The organism is Terriglobia bacterium (genome assembly GCA_036496425.1).
Taxonomy (GTDB): domain Bacteria; phylum Acidobacteriota; class Terriglobia; order 20CM-2-55-15; family 20CM-2-55-15; genus 20CM-2-55-15.
In genome coordinates this window covers 1-14,858 of record DASXLG010000102.1, presented here as the reverse complement: position 1 = coordinate 14,858, position 14,858 = coordinate 1, and the positions used below count along the sequence as shown (strand labels likewise).

At 60.0% G+C, this 14,858-nt stretch carries 17 protein-coding genes and 1 pseudogene; 11 read left to right on the top strand and 7 right to left on the bottom strand.

Annotated features, from left to right (window positions below; translation table 11 throughout):
• Positions 1–390: 390 nt before the first annotated feature.
• The 3 genes from VGK48_07475 to VGK48_07465 all read right to left on the bottom strand — a co-directional run bounded on the left by VGK48_07475 (position 391) and on the right by VGK48_07465 (position 3,289).
• Entirely contained in the window at positions 391–1,785 is a 1,395-nt protein-coding gene (locus tag VGK48_07475) for a DUF512 domain-containing protein (protein HEY2381008.1), read from the bottom strand.
• Positions 1,778–2,362: a CDP-alcohol phosphatidyltransferase family protein gene (locus VGK48_07470; GenBank protein HEY2381007.1), complete on the bottom strand. Its 585-nt coding sequence runs from the start codon at positions 2,360–2,362 to the stop codon at positions 1,778–1,780. Before VGK48_07470 ends, VGK48_07475 begins: the two co-directional genes overlap by 8 nt.
• A 495-nt stretch (positions 2,363–2,857) precedes the next feature.
• Entirely contained in the window at positions 2,858–3,289 is a 432-nt protein-coding gene (locus VGK48_07465; GenBank protein ID HEY2381006.1) for a hypothetical protein, read from the bottom strand.
• Between the two features lie 52 nt (positions 3,290–3,341).
• On the opposite strand from VGK48_07465, the gene wecB reads away from it, so the two are divergent.
• From wecB to VGK48_07450, 3 genes are all read left to right on the top strand, one after another.
• The gene (wecB, locus tag VGK48_07460) at positions 3,342–4,409 is read left to right on the top strand and encodes a UDP-N-acetylglucosamine 2-epimerase (non-hydrolyzing) (protein HEY2381005.1); all 1,068 of its coding nucleotides are present in this window, start codon (positions 3,342–3,344) and stop codon (positions 4,407–4,409) included.
• Between the two features lie 264 nt (positions 4,410–4,673).
• The gene (locus VGK48_07455; protein HEY2381004.1) at positions 4,674–4,997 is read left to right on the top strand and encodes a hypothetical protein; all 324 of its coding nucleotides are present in this window, start codon (positions 4,674–4,676) and stop codon (positions 4,995–4,997) included.
• A gap of 3 nt (positions 4,998–5,000) precedes the next feature.
• A complete protein-coding gene (locus VGK48_07450) occupies positions 5,001–5,288 on the top strand; it encodes a hypothetical protein (GenBank protein ID HEY2381003.1) in 288 nt (95 codons plus the stop codon).
• A 174-nt stretch (positions 5,289–5,462) separates the two neighbouring features.
• Here VGK48_07450 and VGK48_07445 read toward each other — a convergent pair whose 3' ends face one another.
• Together VGK48_07445 and VGK48_07440 are read right to left on the bottom strand one after the other, a co-directional pair.
• Positions 5,463–6,620, bottom strand: coding sequence for a sigma-54 dependent transcriptional regulator (locus VGK48_07445; protein HEY2381002.1), 1,158 nt, complete (start codon positions 6,618–6,620; stop codon positions 5,463–5,465).
• Positions 6,613–6,945, bottom strand: coding sequence for a hypothetical protein (locus VGK48_07440; GenBank protein HEY2381001.1), 333 nt, complete (start codon positions 6,943–6,945; stop codon positions 6,613–6,615). Before VGK48_07440 ends, VGK48_07445 begins: the two co-directional genes overlap by 8 nt.
• A 348-nt stretch (positions 6,946–7,293) precedes the next feature.
• Here VGK48_07440 and VGK48_07435 point away from each other — a divergent pair, with 348 nt between their 5' ends.
• The 7 genes from VGK48_07435 (at position 7,294) to VGK48_07405 (ending at position 13,135) form a co-directional block, all read left to right on the top strand.
• Positions 7,294–7,932 (top strand): ABC transporter ATP-binding protein, encoded by a 639-nt coding sequence (locus tag VGK48_07435; GenBank protein HEY2381000.1) that lies wholly within the window; start codon positions 7,294–7,296, stop codon positions 7,930–7,932.
• Complete coding sequence (locus tag VGK48_07430; protein ID HEY2380999.1) at positions 7,926–8,501, top strand: hypothetical protein; 576 nt, start codon at positions 7,926–7,928, stop codon at positions 8,499–8,501. Before VGK48_07435 ends, VGK48_07430 begins: the two co-directional genes overlap by 7 nt.
• Positions 8,502–9,064: 563 nt before the next feature.
• Positions 9,065–11,122: a peptidase domain-containing ABC transporter gene (locus VGK48_07425; GenBank protein ID HEY2380998.1), complete on the top strand. Its 2,058-nt coding sequence runs from the start codon at positions 9,065–9,067 to the stop codon at positions 11,120–11,122.
• Positions 11,098–11,514 (top strand): biotin/lipoyl-binding protein, encoded by a 417-nt coding sequence (locus VGK48_07420; protein HEY2380997.1) that lies wholly within the window; start codon positions 11,098–11,100, stop codon positions 11,512–11,514. Before VGK48_07425 ends, VGK48_07420 begins: the two co-directional genes overlap by 25 nt.
• A 53-nt stretch (positions 11,515–11,567) precedes the next feature.
• Positions 11,568–12,239, top strand: coding sequence for a Uma2 family endonuclease (locus tag VGK48_07415; protein ID HEY2380996.1), 672 nt, complete (start codon positions 11,568–11,570; stop codon positions 12,237–12,239).
• A 214-nt stretch (positions 12,240–12,453) separates the two neighbouring features.
• Positions 12,454–12,672, top strand: coding sequence for a hypothetical protein (locus VGK48_07410; GenBank protein HEY2380995.1), 219 nt, complete (start codon positions 12,454–12,456; stop codon positions 12,670–12,672).
• On the top strand, positions 12,659–13,135 hold the full coding sequence (locus tag VGK48_07405) for a hypothetical protein (protein ID HEY2380994.1): 477 nt from the start codon (positions 12,659–12,661) through the stop codon (positions 13,133–13,135). Before VGK48_07410 ends, VGK48_07405 begins: the two co-directional genes overlap by 14 nt.
• Positions 13,136–13,171: 36 nt before the next feature.
• Here VGK48_07405 and VGK48_07400 read toward each other — a convergent pair.
• Together VGK48_07400 and VGK48_07395 are read right to left on the bottom strand one after the other, a co-directional pair.
• Positions 13,172–13,477: pseudogene (locus tag VGK48_07400) on the bottom strand (type II toxin-antitoxin system Phd/YefM family antitoxin).
• Positions 13,478–13,525: 48 nt separating this feature from the next.
• Positions 13,526–14,545, bottom strand: coding sequence for a polysaccharide biosynthesis/export family protein (locus VGK48_07395; protein ID HEY2380993.1), 1,020 nt, complete (start codon positions 14,543–14,545; stop codon positions 13,526–13,528).
• 182 nt (positions 14,546–14,727) lie between these two features.
• Between VGK48_07395 and VGK48_07390 the strand changes: the two genes are divergently transcribed.
• Positions 14,728–14,858 (top strand): type II toxin-antitoxin system prevent-host-death family antitoxin (locus VGK48_07390; protein HEY2380992.1); only part of this gene is annotated, 131 nt, incomplete at its 3' end.

Below are 14,858 nucleotides of genomic sequence, written 5' to 3'. Positions count from 1 at the left end.
AGACCGGCCGGTAACGGAGGTGGTGATGAAGAGCGTGAAAGTGGAGCGGACGTAGGAAGAAGGAGCGCGCGCTGATTAGATGTGAGAACGGTCCCATTCCCCTCCGTTTTCAAGGAGGAGTGCCCGAGGCATCAAACCGTTAGAAGCCGAGGGCGGGGTGGTTATCTACGAACCGCGTAGCGCTCCTTTTCCATTTTGTTGGAATTTACTAACCGCCCCGTCTGCGCCCCTATGGAACGGAACCATTTTATTCATGGCGCAGCCACCCCGCCTTGCAAAGGCGGGGAATGCAGACCGTCTCCCTCATGGGCCGAACTCTTCCGGCCTGCAGTTTAGTAAAAGGTACGCGCGCAGGCGCGTTCCTTATTGAAATGCCCGCGCGGCAGCATGTCACGTTCTCACACCCACCTGGCGGCGCGCTCCTTTTTCCCCCACCCAGCTCACAAAATCCCGCGCATCGTACCCCGACGGCGCCACCTCAACCCCCAGCTCCCGCTCAACGTCCTTGATCGTGAGGTCGTCCAGAAACAGGTACTCATCCCCCACCATGCACTCCGACGGGATCACGACAAAATCCCCATACACCCGGCCCTTCAGCGCCTCGATGAAATCGCTCCCCGTCAGCAGCCCGGCAACCCCGATCCCCGGCCCCCAGAACTGGCTCTCCACCCCAACCACGCGCAGATCCGCGCCGAGCTTCTCCACGCTGTCCTTTAAATAAGGATAGAAAACCTTCCCCGTGCACACGGTCCCGCGCGCCGAACTTCCCTTCCACGACCTCATCCCCTTCGACCACTGTCCCAGGAACGTCCGCACCATCCCGACGCCGTTCTCCATCTGCGGGAACTCCGCATAGTGGCTCGCGGGCGGAATTTTCGCCCCTGCCATGATGTAAATCTCGTCGCCCAGGTAAGCGAAGGGCGTCCCCATCTCGCGTTTGAGTTTCTTCTGGATGCTTGCGGCATGCGCGATCAACTCCCGCGCATATTCCGGCGTGAACGGCTGCAGCAGGGGCAGGTTCTTCCGGTGATCGGTCAGGCCGACCGGCACGATCGCCATCGACGAGGTCATCGGATGAAACTTGCGGAAATCGTCGATCGTGCGCTCCAGGTGGACGCCGTCGTTCAACCCGGGACACAGCACCACTTGCCCGTGCATCTGGATCCCGGCGTTGGCCAGCCGTTCGACCTTCGCCATGAAGCCGTCGTATTCCTCGATCCCGAGCAGGGTTCGCCGCAGCTCCGGCTCCGTCGCATGTACGGAAACGTACAGCGGCGACAGCCGCTGCTCGATGATGCGCCGCAGCTCCTCCTCGCTGACATTCGTCAGCGTCAGGTAATTCCCGAACAGAAACGACAGCCGGTAGTCCTCGTCCTTGATGTGCAGCGACTTCCGCACGTTCTTCGGGTTCTGGTGGACGAAGCAGAACACGCACTGGTTCTTGCACGTCATCGGCTCGATCGCCTCGAACTCGAGTCCGAACGATTCCCACTCGCGACGGACAAACGTGATCTTGCGGTCCTGCGTCCGGATGGTCGTGCGCCGGCCGACATTCGCGGCGTTGAACTGGAAGTCGATGACGTCGAGCAGCGGCTTGCCGTTGAGCTCGTGGATCTCGTCGCCGGGCTTGAGGCCAATGCGTTCGGCGACGGATCCCGCCTCGACCGAAATCACGCGAAGCTTCTGGCCTTCCGAGCTGCGATGCGCCGGAGCATCGCGGTATTCATGGACGGCTTTTTTGACGTAGGCCGAGGCCGAAAACCGTTTCTTGGTCGTGCTACTCATTCGACGTCCATTCGCGCAGGCCGCGTCCGAGATAATGCACGCCGGAGACGGCGGTCATCAGGCCGGTCATAAAGAAGAGGATGTTGAGCTCCGGCACGACCACGTGTTTCCAGTTGACGCAGAGCACCGCGAACACCATCAGAACCTGCATCACGGTCGAGGCTTTGCCGTACGGCGACGGCCGGAGTGTCCGCCAGCCGATCATGAGAACGACGATGAGGGAGACCAGCAGGATGAAAACGTCGCGGAAGATAATGAGGATCATCAGCCAGCGCGGAATGATGTCGATGAACTCCATCTGGGGGAGCGAAAGGATGAGAATGGAGGAGGTCATGAGCAGCTTGTCGGCCAGCGGATCGAGCACCGCGCCGATGGAGGTCTTCTGCCGGAAGCGCCGCGCAATGATGCCGTCGAGCACGTCGGTGACGCCGGCGGCGACAAAGGTGCTGAGAGCCCAGCCAACCTCGTGGTACGCGAGCAGGATGATGAAGACCGGCACGAAGACAATCCGCAGGATGGTCAGCTGATTGGCTGTCGTGAGGACGGCGCTGCGGTGTTGTTCAAGTACTCGGGTCATGGGTTTTTAAAGGTGCGCGCTTTGCGCGATCATCATTAACTCCCCTCCTGAGTTAGCTGAGTTAGGAGGGACGGCCGCGCCGGTCCATTTAACACTCCCCTCCTTTTCAAGGAGGGGTGCCTGAGGCATCAAATCGTTAGAAGCCGAGGGCGGGGTGGTTAGTTACGAACCGCGCAGCGCTCCTTATTGCCCAACTCCGCCTAACTTAGCGGGGAATTTGATGGAATTTACTAACCGCCCCGTCTGCGCCGGCTAAGGAACGGGATCATTTTATTAATGGCGCAGCCACCCCGCCTTGCAAAGGCGGGGAATGGGGCCGTCTCCATCCTATAAATGGCCGCGCACAGCGCGCTCCTTTTTAAACTCCCGCCAACGCCGGACTCTTCCGGCCTCCAGTTTAGTAAAAGGTACGCGCGAAGGCGCGCTCCCTATTGAAATGCCCGCGCAGCATCACGCCCAGTTCTCACACCGGCCCGCGCGCGCTCCTTTCCCCGCCTACTCCACCACCACCGGCACCTTTACATCCAGCGTCTGGGTGGAGCAGAAGCCATCCGTCTTATTACAGAAGAAGTACTTCAGTTTCCCCGGGACCTCGTACTTCCCCGCCTTGGTGACTGTAACCGCCACCTTCAGCGTCGGCAGATCCACGTAATAATTATCCTTCGCCTTAGGATCTTTCCCGGTCGCGGCCAGTTCCGCCTTCTCCAGCGTGATGCCCGGCACGGCCGTCAGCTTGAGCGTAAACGGCAGCTCGCGATCCACGGCATATCCTTTAACCGCGGTAAAAGTAACGATCACCTCGCCGCGTTTCCCGGCTTTTACCGGACCCGACGGCTTGAAATCCGGATGCAGAACCTGAGGCAGGCCGCCTCCCGGCCCGGTCAATTGACCCGCCAGCAGCATTATTCCAAGGACCAGTTTCACCATGTCGTCTCCGTTAAATGCGCCTGCGAACGCGCACTCGTGGCAGAATTTTAACATGAAAGTCCTGAACATCGTGGGAGCCCGACCGAACTTCATGAAGATCGCGCCGATTGTCGAAGAAATGAAGAAGACTCCGGATCTCGAAGGTCTGCTTGTACATACGGGCCAGCACTACGATGAAGGAATGTCGGATGTCTTTTTTCGCGAGCTGGAAATCCCCGTCCCCGACGTCCATCTCGGTGTCGGCTCCGGCAGCCATGCCGAGCAGACCGCGCGGATCATGGTCGAATTCGAAAAGGTCTGCCTGAAGGAAAAGCCCGGCCTGGTGCTGGTGGTCGGCGACGTCAACTCGACGATGGCCTGTTCGATCGTCGCGGCCAAACTCCTGATCCCGGTTGCCCACGTCGAAGCCGGACTCCGCAGCTTCGACCGCGCCATGCCCGAAGAAGTCAACCGCCTGGTCACCGACGCACTGGCTTCCTATCTTTTCACCACCAGCCGCGACGCCGACGAGAACCTCAAGCGCGAAGGCGTCGATCCGTCGAAGATCTTCTTCACCGGCAACGTCATGATCGACACGCTCCTCAAACATCGCGCCAAAGCCGCGGCATTGAGCGTCGACAAGCCGAAACAATACGCGTTGGTCACGCTGCACCGGCCCTCCAACGTCGACGATTCCGCCGTCCTCGGCGGCATCCTCGAAGCGCTCCACACCATCTCGCAAAAAATGCCTGTCCTCTTCCCGATCCATCCCCGCACGGCAAAGCGCATCGAAGACTTCGGGCTCACGATGAAGGGTATCCGGACAATGCCGCCGCTGGGCTATCTTGAATTCCTGAATCTCCAGTCTACCGCCGCGGTCGTCCTCACGGATTCCGGCGGCGCGCAGGAAGAGACGACGATCCTCGGCGTTCCCTGCCTGACGCTGCGCCACAACACCGAGCGGCCGGTGACGATCGAGCACGGCACCAACATCATGGTGGGCCCCGGCAAGGCCCGCATCCTCGACGGGTTTCAGCGCATCATGAGCGGCGACTGGAAGCCCGCCGGCCCTCCCGAATTCTGGGACGGCCACGCCGCCGAACGCATTGTTCGCGTTATCCGCGACATTCGCGACCGCTGATTCACCGGACTTCTTCATACCCGCAACTCCGATTCAACAACTTACGCGCGGCCTTCCGCGTGCCTTATTCAGAACGGCCGTCGGGGGCGACGGCACGCGGTGGGAGCTTCGGAGGAGGGTAGTTGGGCCGGCTCCTTCGAAACCCATCGCGTTTATACGCGAGGCCGGCAGCCACGGGGGCGCTCTGTGTATTTATAAAGGCAAGGGGCCGCAGAGCGTTGGCTGCCGGTCAAGCGGTTAAACACCAACAGGAAAAGGAGAACCATGTTACGTCGCAATTTACTGGGGATCGTTATGCTCGCCGTGTTCTCAACCATCACGCTGGCGGCGCAAATCAAGGAAATGCCCAAGACGCCGGTCACGCCGGTCAACGCCGCGAAGGCCGTCGACATCAACAGCGCCACGGCAAACGACTTCGTGAACGTCGGTCTCGACGCGTCCACCGCCAAAAAGATCGTCGACGGCCGTCCCTACCGCAGCAAGCGGGATCTCGTCACACGCCAGATCCTGACCTCCGATCAATACACCAAGTTCAGCGCGTCGCTCGTCGCCAGACGGCCCGCCTCTTCGAGGAAAAAGGCCAACTGAACGATGTACGCCCGCATGGTCATCGGCGAGACAAACAATGAAGAGCAGGTGCAGGAATTCGCCCGTCTCTACACCAGCGAATTCCTGCCGGAGCTGGAAAAGGAAGCCGGCTTCGCTGCCGCACGCCTGATGGTCGAGGAAGACGGCCGCATGGCCGTCTCTCTCACGCTCTGGAACACGCGCGAAGACTGCGTCCGATACCACTGCAGCCGGGCCTACCGGCAGTTCGTGGCGAGGACGCAGCACCTGCTGATAGGGGATTTCGTGGTGAAGATATTCAAGCAGCTGTAGGTTTGAGAGCACCATTCCCCTCCTTTCCAAGGAGGGGAGCCCGAGGCACCAAATCGTTAGAAGCCGAGTGCGGCCGCGAAGCGCTCCTTAACTATTAAGGCGCGCTTCGCGGAATTTTGTTTGGAATTTACGAACCACCCCGCCTTGAAAAGGCGGGGAATGGGGCCGCGCTCCTTATTTCTTCCTGAACGCCCGATAATCCGGATGACAGTGATGCCGCCTCAGAAAATCCATGAATCGCTTGTAGTCGCTCTCCGGAATCCGGAACAGCGGCAGCATCTTTTTATAACTGCCGCGGGTCCGTTCGAGGCCCTGGCGGATCAGGTGCTCCAACTGCCCCTTCGTGATCAGGCGCTCCGAGTACGGCCGCGCCACGGTGTCCCAGAAATTCCCCAGGATGATCTCCTCGGTCTGCCAGGTATGAAACGTTTCGGCCGGCAGCGCGACATGCTCCAGCTCGATCACATCGCCCACGGCGACGCAGACCGCCGCTTCGACGATGTTTTCGAGTTCCCGGATATTCCCTGGAAACCGGTACCCGGCGAGTTTTTCCATCGCCTCGTCCGTGATCGCTTTCCGGCCCCGCAGCACGTGCTCGACAAGCAGCGGTACGTCGTCGAGACGGCGCCGGAGCGGCGGCACCTGAATCGGAAAGACGCTCAATCGATAGTACAGGTCTTCACGAAAGCCGCCGGTCCGGACCATGGTCATCAGATCGCAATTCGTGGCGGCGATCACGCGCAGGTCGAGTTTGCGCAGGATCAGGTCGCCCACCCGGCGCAGCTGCCGGTCCTGCAGTACACGCAGTAGTTTGGCTTGAAAACGCCGCGAAGTATTCGCGATCTCGTCGAGGAATAATGTACCTCCGTTCGCTTCTTCGAAAAGTCCCGGCTTATCGGCAAGCGCCGTGGTGAAGGCGCCGCGCTTGTGGCCGAACAGCTCGCTCTCGATCAGATCGTCCGGCAGCGCGCCGCAATCCACCGCGACGAACTTGCCGCCGCTGCGCTCGCTATGGTCATGGATGGATCTGGCGACGAGCTCTTTGCCGGTTCCCGATTCTCCGGTCACCAGAACCGATCCCGAGACGCGCGCCGCCGCTTTTACTCTTTCTCTCAAGGTCTGCATCACTGAACTTTGTCCAATCATGCCTGGTATAGCCGCGCATGCACCGAAAAGGTCACACACAAAATGCAAATCAATCCCGCCGACATTCGAACGCTCATTCACATGGTCACGCGGCAAACAGGAGCTCCGCTCCACGACGAAGACCTCGAACAGGACGTCGCGCTTCACGCGCTCGAGGCCTGCCGGCGTCTGCACTCGATCACGCATCCGAAAGCAGCTCCTGAGAAAAATCGTTCACGACACCGTCCGCGACCACTGGCGGCGCCGCCGCCCGTGCGAAAGACTCCACGACCTCGACGAACGATTCACCGGCCGCATGCCGGAGTTCGAATCCGAAGTTGACCGGCGCCGGCGGATCGATCTCGTTCGCCTCGCCCTGGCACAGCTTCCGGATGCGAAACGGAGGCTCATCGAACTCTTCTATGTTCAGGATCTCTCGATCTCCCAGATCGCCGCGCTGCAGGGCCGCTCGATTTCCGCCGTGAAGATGGACCTCGCCCGCTCCCGCCGCTCGCTCGGCCGGATTGTCCATTCCTGCGCGACTAAAAAGTCGCAGGAAACGCGACAAGCGCGATAAATACGGGCTCAGCCCTTTATTTTCAACGCGTGGCTTTGGAACCCGGCGTTCAAGAGAAGAAGCGCTCCCGGCCCGGCAAATTCAATTCGGGAGAACAAGGATGGAGCAACTCAAGGATGAAGAACTGTATGAAATCGAAGGCGGTGACTGGTACGACTGGGGCGAGGGAACCTTCTCCTGCCTGTTGATGTACCTGCCGTTTTAAGTTGATTGGAAATTGCATCATTTCGACATTTCTTCATTTCAAATTTGAAATGAAGCAACTTAGAATGATGCAATTTCCAATAGAACCATAGGGGCCCTATGTACATTATCGAGATTCAAGGTCTGGAAAAACGCCACGGCCATTTCCATCTTTCTCCGTTCGATTTGAAGGTGGAACCGGGCTCGATTCTTACCGTGCTGGGTCATGAACGCGCGGGAAAAACCACGCTGCTGCGCCTGCTATGGGGCCTCGACAGTCCAGACAGCGGCTGGGTCCGTATCTTCAACACCAAGCCGACGGAGGACCCGATATTGTTCCGGGAGAGCGCCGGCTATGCGAGCCAACTCGACTGGTATTACCCGGAGCTCACCACGGAAGCGCTGCTCGAATTCGTCGGCGGATTCTATCAGAACTGGGAGCAGCACTACGCCCTGGAAGTGCTGAAGGAGCTGGGCGTCTCCAACTGGCACGAGATCGGGGAGATCGGGGACGCCGGACGCCGGATGCTCGGGGTCGCCGCCGCTCTCGGCCACCGGCCGCCGGTGTTGATTCTGGATGAGCCGGCCGCCGGCCTGGACCCGAAGGCGCGCAAAAACTTCATCGCGTTTATACGCAAGCTCTCGCGGTCGCAGGTGACCACCATCGTGGTTTCGTCGGATTCTTCGGACGACCTGGACGGGATCGGCGACGGCACGCTGATGCTGAGTCACGGCCTGGTGCAGGAGGTCACATGCTGAAACGCTGTCTCCTCACAATGCTGAAAAAAGACTGGACGCAGCAGGGCAAAGCGTTCCTGCTGATTTTTGCCGTGATGTTCGCGCTCGCGTTCGTCACGCAGGAGCAGTGGCGCATCGGCGGCATGAGCGTGATCGTTTTCACGTCCTCGTATTACTACGTCTATAACGTGTACACCAAAGAGGTCGGGCGACGAACCATGGAGATGATGCTCGGGCTCCCGATCCCGCCGGTATATCTGATTATCGCGAAATTTGTTGCCGTCTATTCGATGGGCCTGGTAACGGTGAATGTGCCGGGCGCGCTCCTGCTGGACCAGAATGTGTTGTACCTGCTGAATGCGGAGATGCTGTTTGTCTCGACGCTGAGTATGACGTTCAGCGTGATGTGGGCGAATCCGCTGGCCGCAGCCGCGCCGCTGGTGCCGATCCTGCTGGCGTTCCAGCAGCCGGACTCGTTCAACCGTTTCCGCCCGTATGAATACCCCGCCGCGACGGCCGCGCTGGCGCTGCTGCCCGTGATGGTGGGGGCGAGCGTGTTGTTGTTTAAGAGGCGCGCGCGGGTGAGATAAAAAGGAGCGCGCGCGAGGCAGGTGTGAGACCGGAGTCTGACTCTGCGCGGGCATTTCGATAAGGAGCGCGCCAGCGCGCGTACCTTTTACTAAACTGGAGTCCGGCAGAGTCCGGTCTAAATCACGCAACTCCCTCCTGACGCTTCCTTTCCGTGAGGCAGCTCCCCTTCTGGCGGCTTTGCACATAAAGTCGGTGAGAAGGACATTCCCCGCCTTGCAAGGCGGGGTGGCTGCGCCATTAACAAATGGCCCCGTTCCTTAGCGGCGGAGACGGGGCGGTTAGTAACTTCAAACATAATAAGGAGGCTTCGCAACATTTCTGGAGCTCGCGGCCACCCCAGGGGCGGCTCCCACCTATAAATGGCCGCGCGTCAGCGCGCCACCTTATTGAAATACTCGCGCAGCACTAAGCTCAGTTCTCACACCCTCCCCGCGCGCGCTCCTTTTCCAAAATCCGCCATTCCCGCGACTAAAAACTCGCGAAGTCGCTGCTTTCCCAAACAATCCCACCCCCAACTCCTTTATTTCCCACCGGCCACCCACGTGCATATAGCCCGGCCGTCATGCGATTCCGATATCCCATCATTCACCAGCACGACGCAACCGACTGCGGTCCCGCAGCCCTGGCGATGATCCTCGCTCATCATCGCCGGCGCATCGGGCTTCCGCGTCTCCGCGAGCTTGCCGGCACGGACCGGCGCGGCACGACCTTCGCCGGTCTCGCCGCCGCGGCCGAGCAGCTCGGCTTCAGCCCGAACCCTGTCCGCGCAACGCAGGAATCTCTTGCTTCCCTCCAGCTCCCGGCGATTGCGCATTTCCACAATCATTTCGTCGTGTTGTACAAGGTGACGCGCCGGCATTTGATCATCGGGGATCCCGCGGCCGGCCTGCGCAAGCTCCCGCGCGAGCAATTTCTCAAAGCCTGGACCGGCGCCATGATTCTGCTCCGGCCGACCGTAAGCCTGCGAAGCGCGGCCGGCTCGAAATCGCCTTTTTTGCAATTGTGTTCGTATCTCCTGCCTCACTATCCCCTATTCCTGGATGCCTGTCTGGCGGCAGTCTCAATGACGATCCTCGGCCTCGCCTCATCTTATTTCATCCAGGTGCTTGTGGATTCTGTACTGGTCCAAGGGCAAACACCCGCCTTAAACAAACTCGCGCTCGGAATGCTGGCCGTGACACTGTCGCGCGCCGGCTTTCTGGCAGTGAGGACCCGCCTCCTAGCCCACCTCAGCTTGAGGATCGATGCGGAGACGATGCTTGGTTATCATCGTCATCTGCTGGGACTGCCGCTTTCTTTCTTCTGTTCGTGCCGGACCGGCGAGATCCTGTCCCGCCTGTCCGACGCGATCAAAATCCGCACGGCCGCCACCGTGACGGGCCTCTCCATCATCGCCGACTCGGTGCTCATCATCACGACTGCCGCCGCCATGTTCCTGATGAACTGGCGCCTCACGCTGCAATCGCTGCAACCGATCCCGCTGCTGGCCTGCTCGATCTGGCTCCTCAACCGCCCGATGAGGCGTCATCAACAAGCCGCGATGGAAAAAAGCGCGGAGCTCGAAGCGCAGATCGTCGAGAGCATCGGCGCGATTCACGACATCAAGGCGTTCCGCGCGGAATCGCGGATCACCCGCCAGACCGAAGCGCGATTTATCGAAATGCAGCGCGAGGTCCACGCCGCGCAGAGAATAGCCTCTTACTCGACGACGATCACGTCGCTGATAGCAGGCATCTCCCCACTCGGTTTGCTCTGGATCGGCGGACACCAGGTGATCGCGGGAACGCTGAGCACCGGCCGCCTGATGGGCCTGTACACGCTGCTGTCTGCGATCCTCGGGCCGGTCGAACGCCTCGCCAGTGCCAACCAGCCGATCCAGGAGGCCGTGACCGCGGCCGGCCGGCTCGGCGATGTGCTGGAGCTGGAGCCGGAGTCGCGCAAAGAGCGCGCGCCCGCCATCGATCGCCCTTTGAAAGGAGCCGTCGAATTCCAGAACGTCGGGTTCAGTTATGGCGCGCGGCGTCCGCTGTTCGAAGGCGTGAATCTGAAGATCGAGGCGGGCGAGTGCGCCGGCATTACCGGGGAGAGCGGCTGCGGCAAGACGACGCTGGTGCGCCTGATCGCGCGGCTGCTCGAGCCGAAATCCGGCCGCATCCTGATCGACGGCGCCGACGCGCGCGACTACACCCTGACCTGCCTGCGCCGCGAGATCGCTTATGTCCCCCAGGACATCGTTCTATTGAACTGCAGCATCGCCGAAAACATCCGGCTGGCCTCGCCGCTCGCCTCCAACCTGGAAATCCGGGCCGCCGCCGAAACCGCACGGGTCAGCGAATTCGCGGAACGCCTGCCGGACCGATATGACACGCAGGTGGGTGAGCGCGGCCTGGCCCTTTCCGGCGGCCAGCGCCGGCAGATCGCGCTCGCCCGCGCGATCGTGGCGAACCCGCCGATCCTGATTCTGGACGAACCCGCCGGCCACCTCGACGCGCCATCCGAACTCGCCGTCCAGGCCGTGATCGATTCGCGCCGCGGCCGCGCCACCACGATCGTGATCTCTCACCGGCCGGTCCAGGTGGACCGCATCCTCGAGCTATGCGGCGGCTCCAAATCGCAATAATGGCGGTCTTATGGCTGTGTTGTGGATGCTGCCCACCCGAAGGAGTTCGCGTGGTGAGCACGACAACCGGCTGCATCTCCGGAATCGCCGTTCGCGAAGGCGCACGCGTCCGCACCGGCGACATCCTGGTGCAGCTCGATACCCGGGCGCTGCTAAGCCGCCGCGCCTCGCTCCTCACCCGCATCGACCTTGCCGAACTGCGCCGCACTGACGCGTCCGCGCTCTACCGCGAACTCGAGCAACTCCAGCTCGATCTTACTCGCCTCACGATCATCGCACCCTCCGAAGGCCGCCTCGCCTGGCTCGCGCCCCTCCGCCCCGGCGGCACGGTGCGACCTGGACAGCTTGTCGCAGTTATAGCGAAGCGCAAGCGCGCCAGCGCGCAGCAGTAAATGGCGAAGCGCAAGCGCGGCAGCGCGCAGCAGTAATAAGGTAAAATGGGCACATGCAGGCAACCACTTCCAACATTCGCGACGCGGTGGACAACCTCCCGCCGGGCGCCGTTCTTACGCTGGATAACGTGTCATGGGACGAATACGAATCGGTCCTGGAACAGTTCGTCGACAGATCCGGCCTGCGAATCACATACGACCAGGGCAGGTTGGATTTTGTGACAACCTCACGTGCTCATGGCAAGCGCGAATTTTTCATTGCCCGGATGGTTGCCGTCCTGGCCGAGGAGTTGAATATCGACATTGAAGGCGATGCCGGCAGTACGCACAAGAGGAAACGGTATCTGAAGGGAACCGAGCCCGATACGTGCTTTTACATCGGCAACCTCGAGAGGATCGCTGGAAAAGAAGAGATCAATCTGGAAACGGATCCCCCGCCGGACCTGGTGATCGAAGTGGACAAGTCGCACCAATCGCTGCGCAAGCTTCCGATTTACGCGGCATTCGGTGTGCCTGAAATCTGGCGATATCTGGTGCGGCAAAAGACAGCCGAGATCCATGCCCTCCAGGGCGAAACCTACGCCCGGATTCCCGCCAGCCGGTTCTTTCCCATCCTGACGAACGCCGTCCTGGCGCGCTTCGTCGAGCAGAGCGCCGTCGAAGGTCAGACGCCCGCCATCAAAGCGTTCCGCCGCTGGATCAAAGGCAGGAAACAAGGCGCTTAAAGTAAAATAGCGTCATGTTCGTCGCGGACACCATCAATTTGAGGGAGATCGTGATGAAGGAACCGCTGCCGCTGGCCGCGATCCAGAATGCGGTCATTGACTTTTGAATCAAAACCGCGCCGCACCGGGCGCCCTGGACACATGGCGGGAAATCGTCGAGCAGCCTATCCTGCCCGAAACCGACGAAGACGACTTTTAGTCATATAATTCCAGCATGGGGCAAACGGAGGAAAAGCAGATTCCGGCCGAATGGGTAGAGGAATTCGAAGCGGCTTCACGCCGGCCGATCGAGACCCGTCTTCGATACGCTTTCATTCACACGTATAAGCCGGTACTGGATGATGCGCCTTATCGCGCTTTCACGACGATGGAGGAGTACCGCCAGTGGTGCGAAACAAATCTGCCGTCGTGGCTCGGGTATGGCCGCATTTGAGTACCGCCAGGCTTCTGAGCTGCGGGCCGCGCTTTCGCGTCACGGAGTGCGCTACCTTTTCATAGGAAAATCCGGAGCGATCCTGCTCGGCTTTCCGGATACGACCCAAGACGCCGATCTCTTTGTCGATAAGTCGCAGGACAACGGACGCGCGCTGGCTTCCGGGTTGCTGGATCTCGGTTTCTCTTTGACTCGAGAGCAACAAAATGACCTGGAACGAGGCAAGGATTTTATCCAGCTGAAGAACGGCCCTTTCGATCTGGACATCATCTATGCGCCGGACGGCATCGAGCGGTTCTCAGACGCATGGGAGCGGCGCGCGGAACCGGACGGCTTTCCGGTTTGCAGCATCGACGACATTATCAGAAGCAAACAGGCGGCGAATCGCACGAAAGACCGCGAATCCCTGCCGCGCCTCGAGGCATTCCGCGATTGGCTTCGCATGAATCGAACACGCCCTTAGGCAAAATTGGCGGCGGCCAGGATACACGGCCGCTTGTCAGGCATGCCTCGGGCGTTTTGCAGGCTTGGCCGCGGCTGTTACAGCGGCCCTGGCGAGCTTCCCGGGTGACGCTTCGAAAGCGGCCTGCATTCCGGCGCGAGCTTTAGCTGTCTGCATCCGTTCGAACAGAGCGTCGAATTCTGCCGTGAGCGTGTCCAGCTTGTGCTCAGTGGCCTGAGACAGCGCTTCGAATTCTTCGATGGATATGAGAACAGCCTTCGGAGCATCGTGTTTTGTGATGACCACAATACCGTCTTGCATAACGGTTTCGAGAACACGGCCGAACTCGTTCTTCGCTTCCGTCGCTGTGAGTGATGCGGCTTCGACGCGCTTGCCGCCGCAGGGCGCGGATTAGAGTCCGGAGTAGATGATCCGGCCCATCGCGACGGCGATGGTGGAGTCCAGCGCGCGCAGTGCTGCCGGCTTCAGCTTGCTCGCGGGGATAAAGAGGATATCGTTGGGAAGCATCGTGACGTCCATCGCCTCTCCTCTGAGAATCTTGCCGGCATCGGCTTTAATCTCCTCTTTGCTGCCGTCTTTGTGAATTCGGAACACAACGCAGTCCTTTTTTCTGGCATCCTTTGTCATCCCGTTCGCTAACGCGATCGCCTGGGCCACGGTGACATTCTTGCCGTTGCGAAGAACGAATTCGTTGGGGCGCATGACTTCGCCTTCAACGAATATCGATCCGGCGCGGAGAACATTGATGGTATCTCCCGCGCGGATCGGAACATTGAGTTCGGTTTTGCCGTTTTCCGTCAGGTCCTGGATGTTAATCGAGACGGTCTCTGCAGGTTTCGACGCCTCTTCGGAATCCGCGGAAGCCGATTTCGCTCGAATGATCTGTATGGTGCTGCCTGCTTCAGCATCGAGGCCTCCTGCCTGAGCCAGCATCCCGTAAAGATCCTTCTCGCCCTTGATTTGGTAGATACCCGGCACCCTCACAGAACCGATGATCGAGACCGGCTGCGACGCATACTCCCTCACGAAAACAGTCACATGAGGATCGTTGACATACTTGCTCTTCAGCGCTGTCTCCACCGACTGCTCGACTTCGCGAATCGTGCGCCCCGCGACGTTGATAGGACCAACCAGCGGCAACGTCATCGAACCGGTCGCCGACACGCGGCTGGCGCCTCCGAGGTCCGGCGCCTCGAATACCGTAATGTCGATCAGGTCATCCGGACCGACGCGATATTCCTGGCCCGCCGAGGACGTCGGCGTATTCGTGGGCCGGTTGGTGATGAATTCATTCTGAGGAAGCGGAGCCGGCAGGGGTGGGCGCTGAGGCCGCGCGGTCTGTTGCGCCTGTCCGGATAACAGGATCGAGGACGACACTAGGATCAATCCGGCGATGTAAAGGGTTCTCATGCTTCCTCCCGATGGTCAGAACATAACTTATGGTTGATTTGTTCCTGGAGTCAAGCAATGAAATGGGCGCGATTCAGCCACAGAATCTCGCATGAGATTCTAAATCATGGGGATCGCCCACTGGATTGAATCGGATCCAAGAGATGGACTAAACTTAGTCGAGTTCTTCCCGGGAGGCTTGGATGAAGCTGTTAAACGTTCATGACGCCAAGACACATTTGTCGCGTTTGTTGGACCGCGTAGCCGCTGGTGAAGAGATCGTGCTCGGTAAGAATGGCAAGCCCGTGGCAAAGCTGGTGCCAATACAGCCCAT

What these genes read in the sequence shown, in the direction of transcription:
- VGK48_07475 (HEY2381008.1), bottom strand. Translation starts at nt 1,785, where the DNA reads ATGAGTAGCACGACCAAGAAACGGTTTTCGGCCTCGGCCTACGTCAAA.
- VGK48_07470 (HEY2381007.1), bottom strand. Translation starts at nt 2,362, where the DNA reads ATGACCCGAGTACTTGAACAACACCGCAGCGCCGTCCTCACGACAGCC.
- VGK48_07465 (HEY2381006.1), bottom strand. Translation starts at nt 3,289, where the DNA reads ATGGTGAAACTGGTCCTTGGAATAATGCTGCTGGCGGGTCAATTGACC.
- wecB (HEY2381005.1), top strand. Translation starts at nt 3,342, where the DNA reads ATGAAAGTCCTGAACATCGTGGGAGCCCGACCGAACTTCATGAAGATC.
- VGK48_07455 (HEY2381004.1), top strand. Translation starts at nt 4,674, where the DNA reads ATGTTACGTCGCAATTTACTGGGGATCGTTATGCTCGCCGTGTTCTCA.
- VGK48_07450 (HEY2381003.1), top strand. Translation starts at nt 5,001, where the DNA reads ATGTACGCCCGCATGGTCATCGGCGAGACAAACAATGAAGAGCAGGTG.
- VGK48_07445 (HEY2381002.1), bottom strand. Translation starts at nt 6,620, where the DNA reads ATGCGTGATCGAGTGCAGACGCCGGCAGGCCTCGAGCGCGTGAAGCGC.
- VGK48_07440 (HEY2381001.1), bottom strand. Translation starts at nt 6,945, where the DNA reads ATGGACAATCCGGCCGAGCGAGCGGCGGGAGCGGGCGAGGTCCATCTT.
- VGK48_07435 (HEY2381000.1), top strand. Translation starts at nt 7,294, where the DNA reads ATGTACATTATCGAGATTCAAGGTCTGGAAAAACGCCACGGCCATTTC.
- VGK48_07430 (HEY2380999.1), top strand. Translation starts at nt 7,926, where the DNA reads ATGCTGAAACGCTGTCTCCTCACAATGCTGAAAAAAGACTGGACGCAG.
- VGK48_07425 (HEY2380998.1), top strand. Translation starts at nt 9,065, where the DNA reads ATGCGATTCCGATATCCCATCATTCACCAGCACGACGCAACCGACTGC.
- VGK48_07420 (HEY2380997.1), top strand. Translation starts at nt 11,098, where the DNA reads ATGCGGCGGCTCCAAATCGCAATAATGGCGGTCTTATGGCTGTGTTGT.
- VGK48_07415 (HEY2380996.1), top strand. Translation starts at nt 11,568, where the DNA reads ATGCAGGCAACCACTTCCAACATTCGCGACGCGGTGGACAACCTCCCG.
- VGK48_07410 (HEY2380995.1), top strand. Translation starts at nt 12,454, where the DNA reads ATGGGGCAAACGGAGGAAAAGCAGATTCCGGCCGAATGGGTAGAGGAA.
- VGK48_07405 (HEY2380994.1), top strand. Translation starts at nt 12,659, where the DNA reads ATGGCCGCATTTGAGTACCGCCAGGCTTCTGAGCTGCGGGCCGCGCTT.
- VGK48_07395 (HEY2380993.1), bottom strand. Translation starts at nt 14,545, where the DNA reads ATGAGAACCCTTTACATCGCCGGATTGATCCTAGTGTCGTCCTCGATC.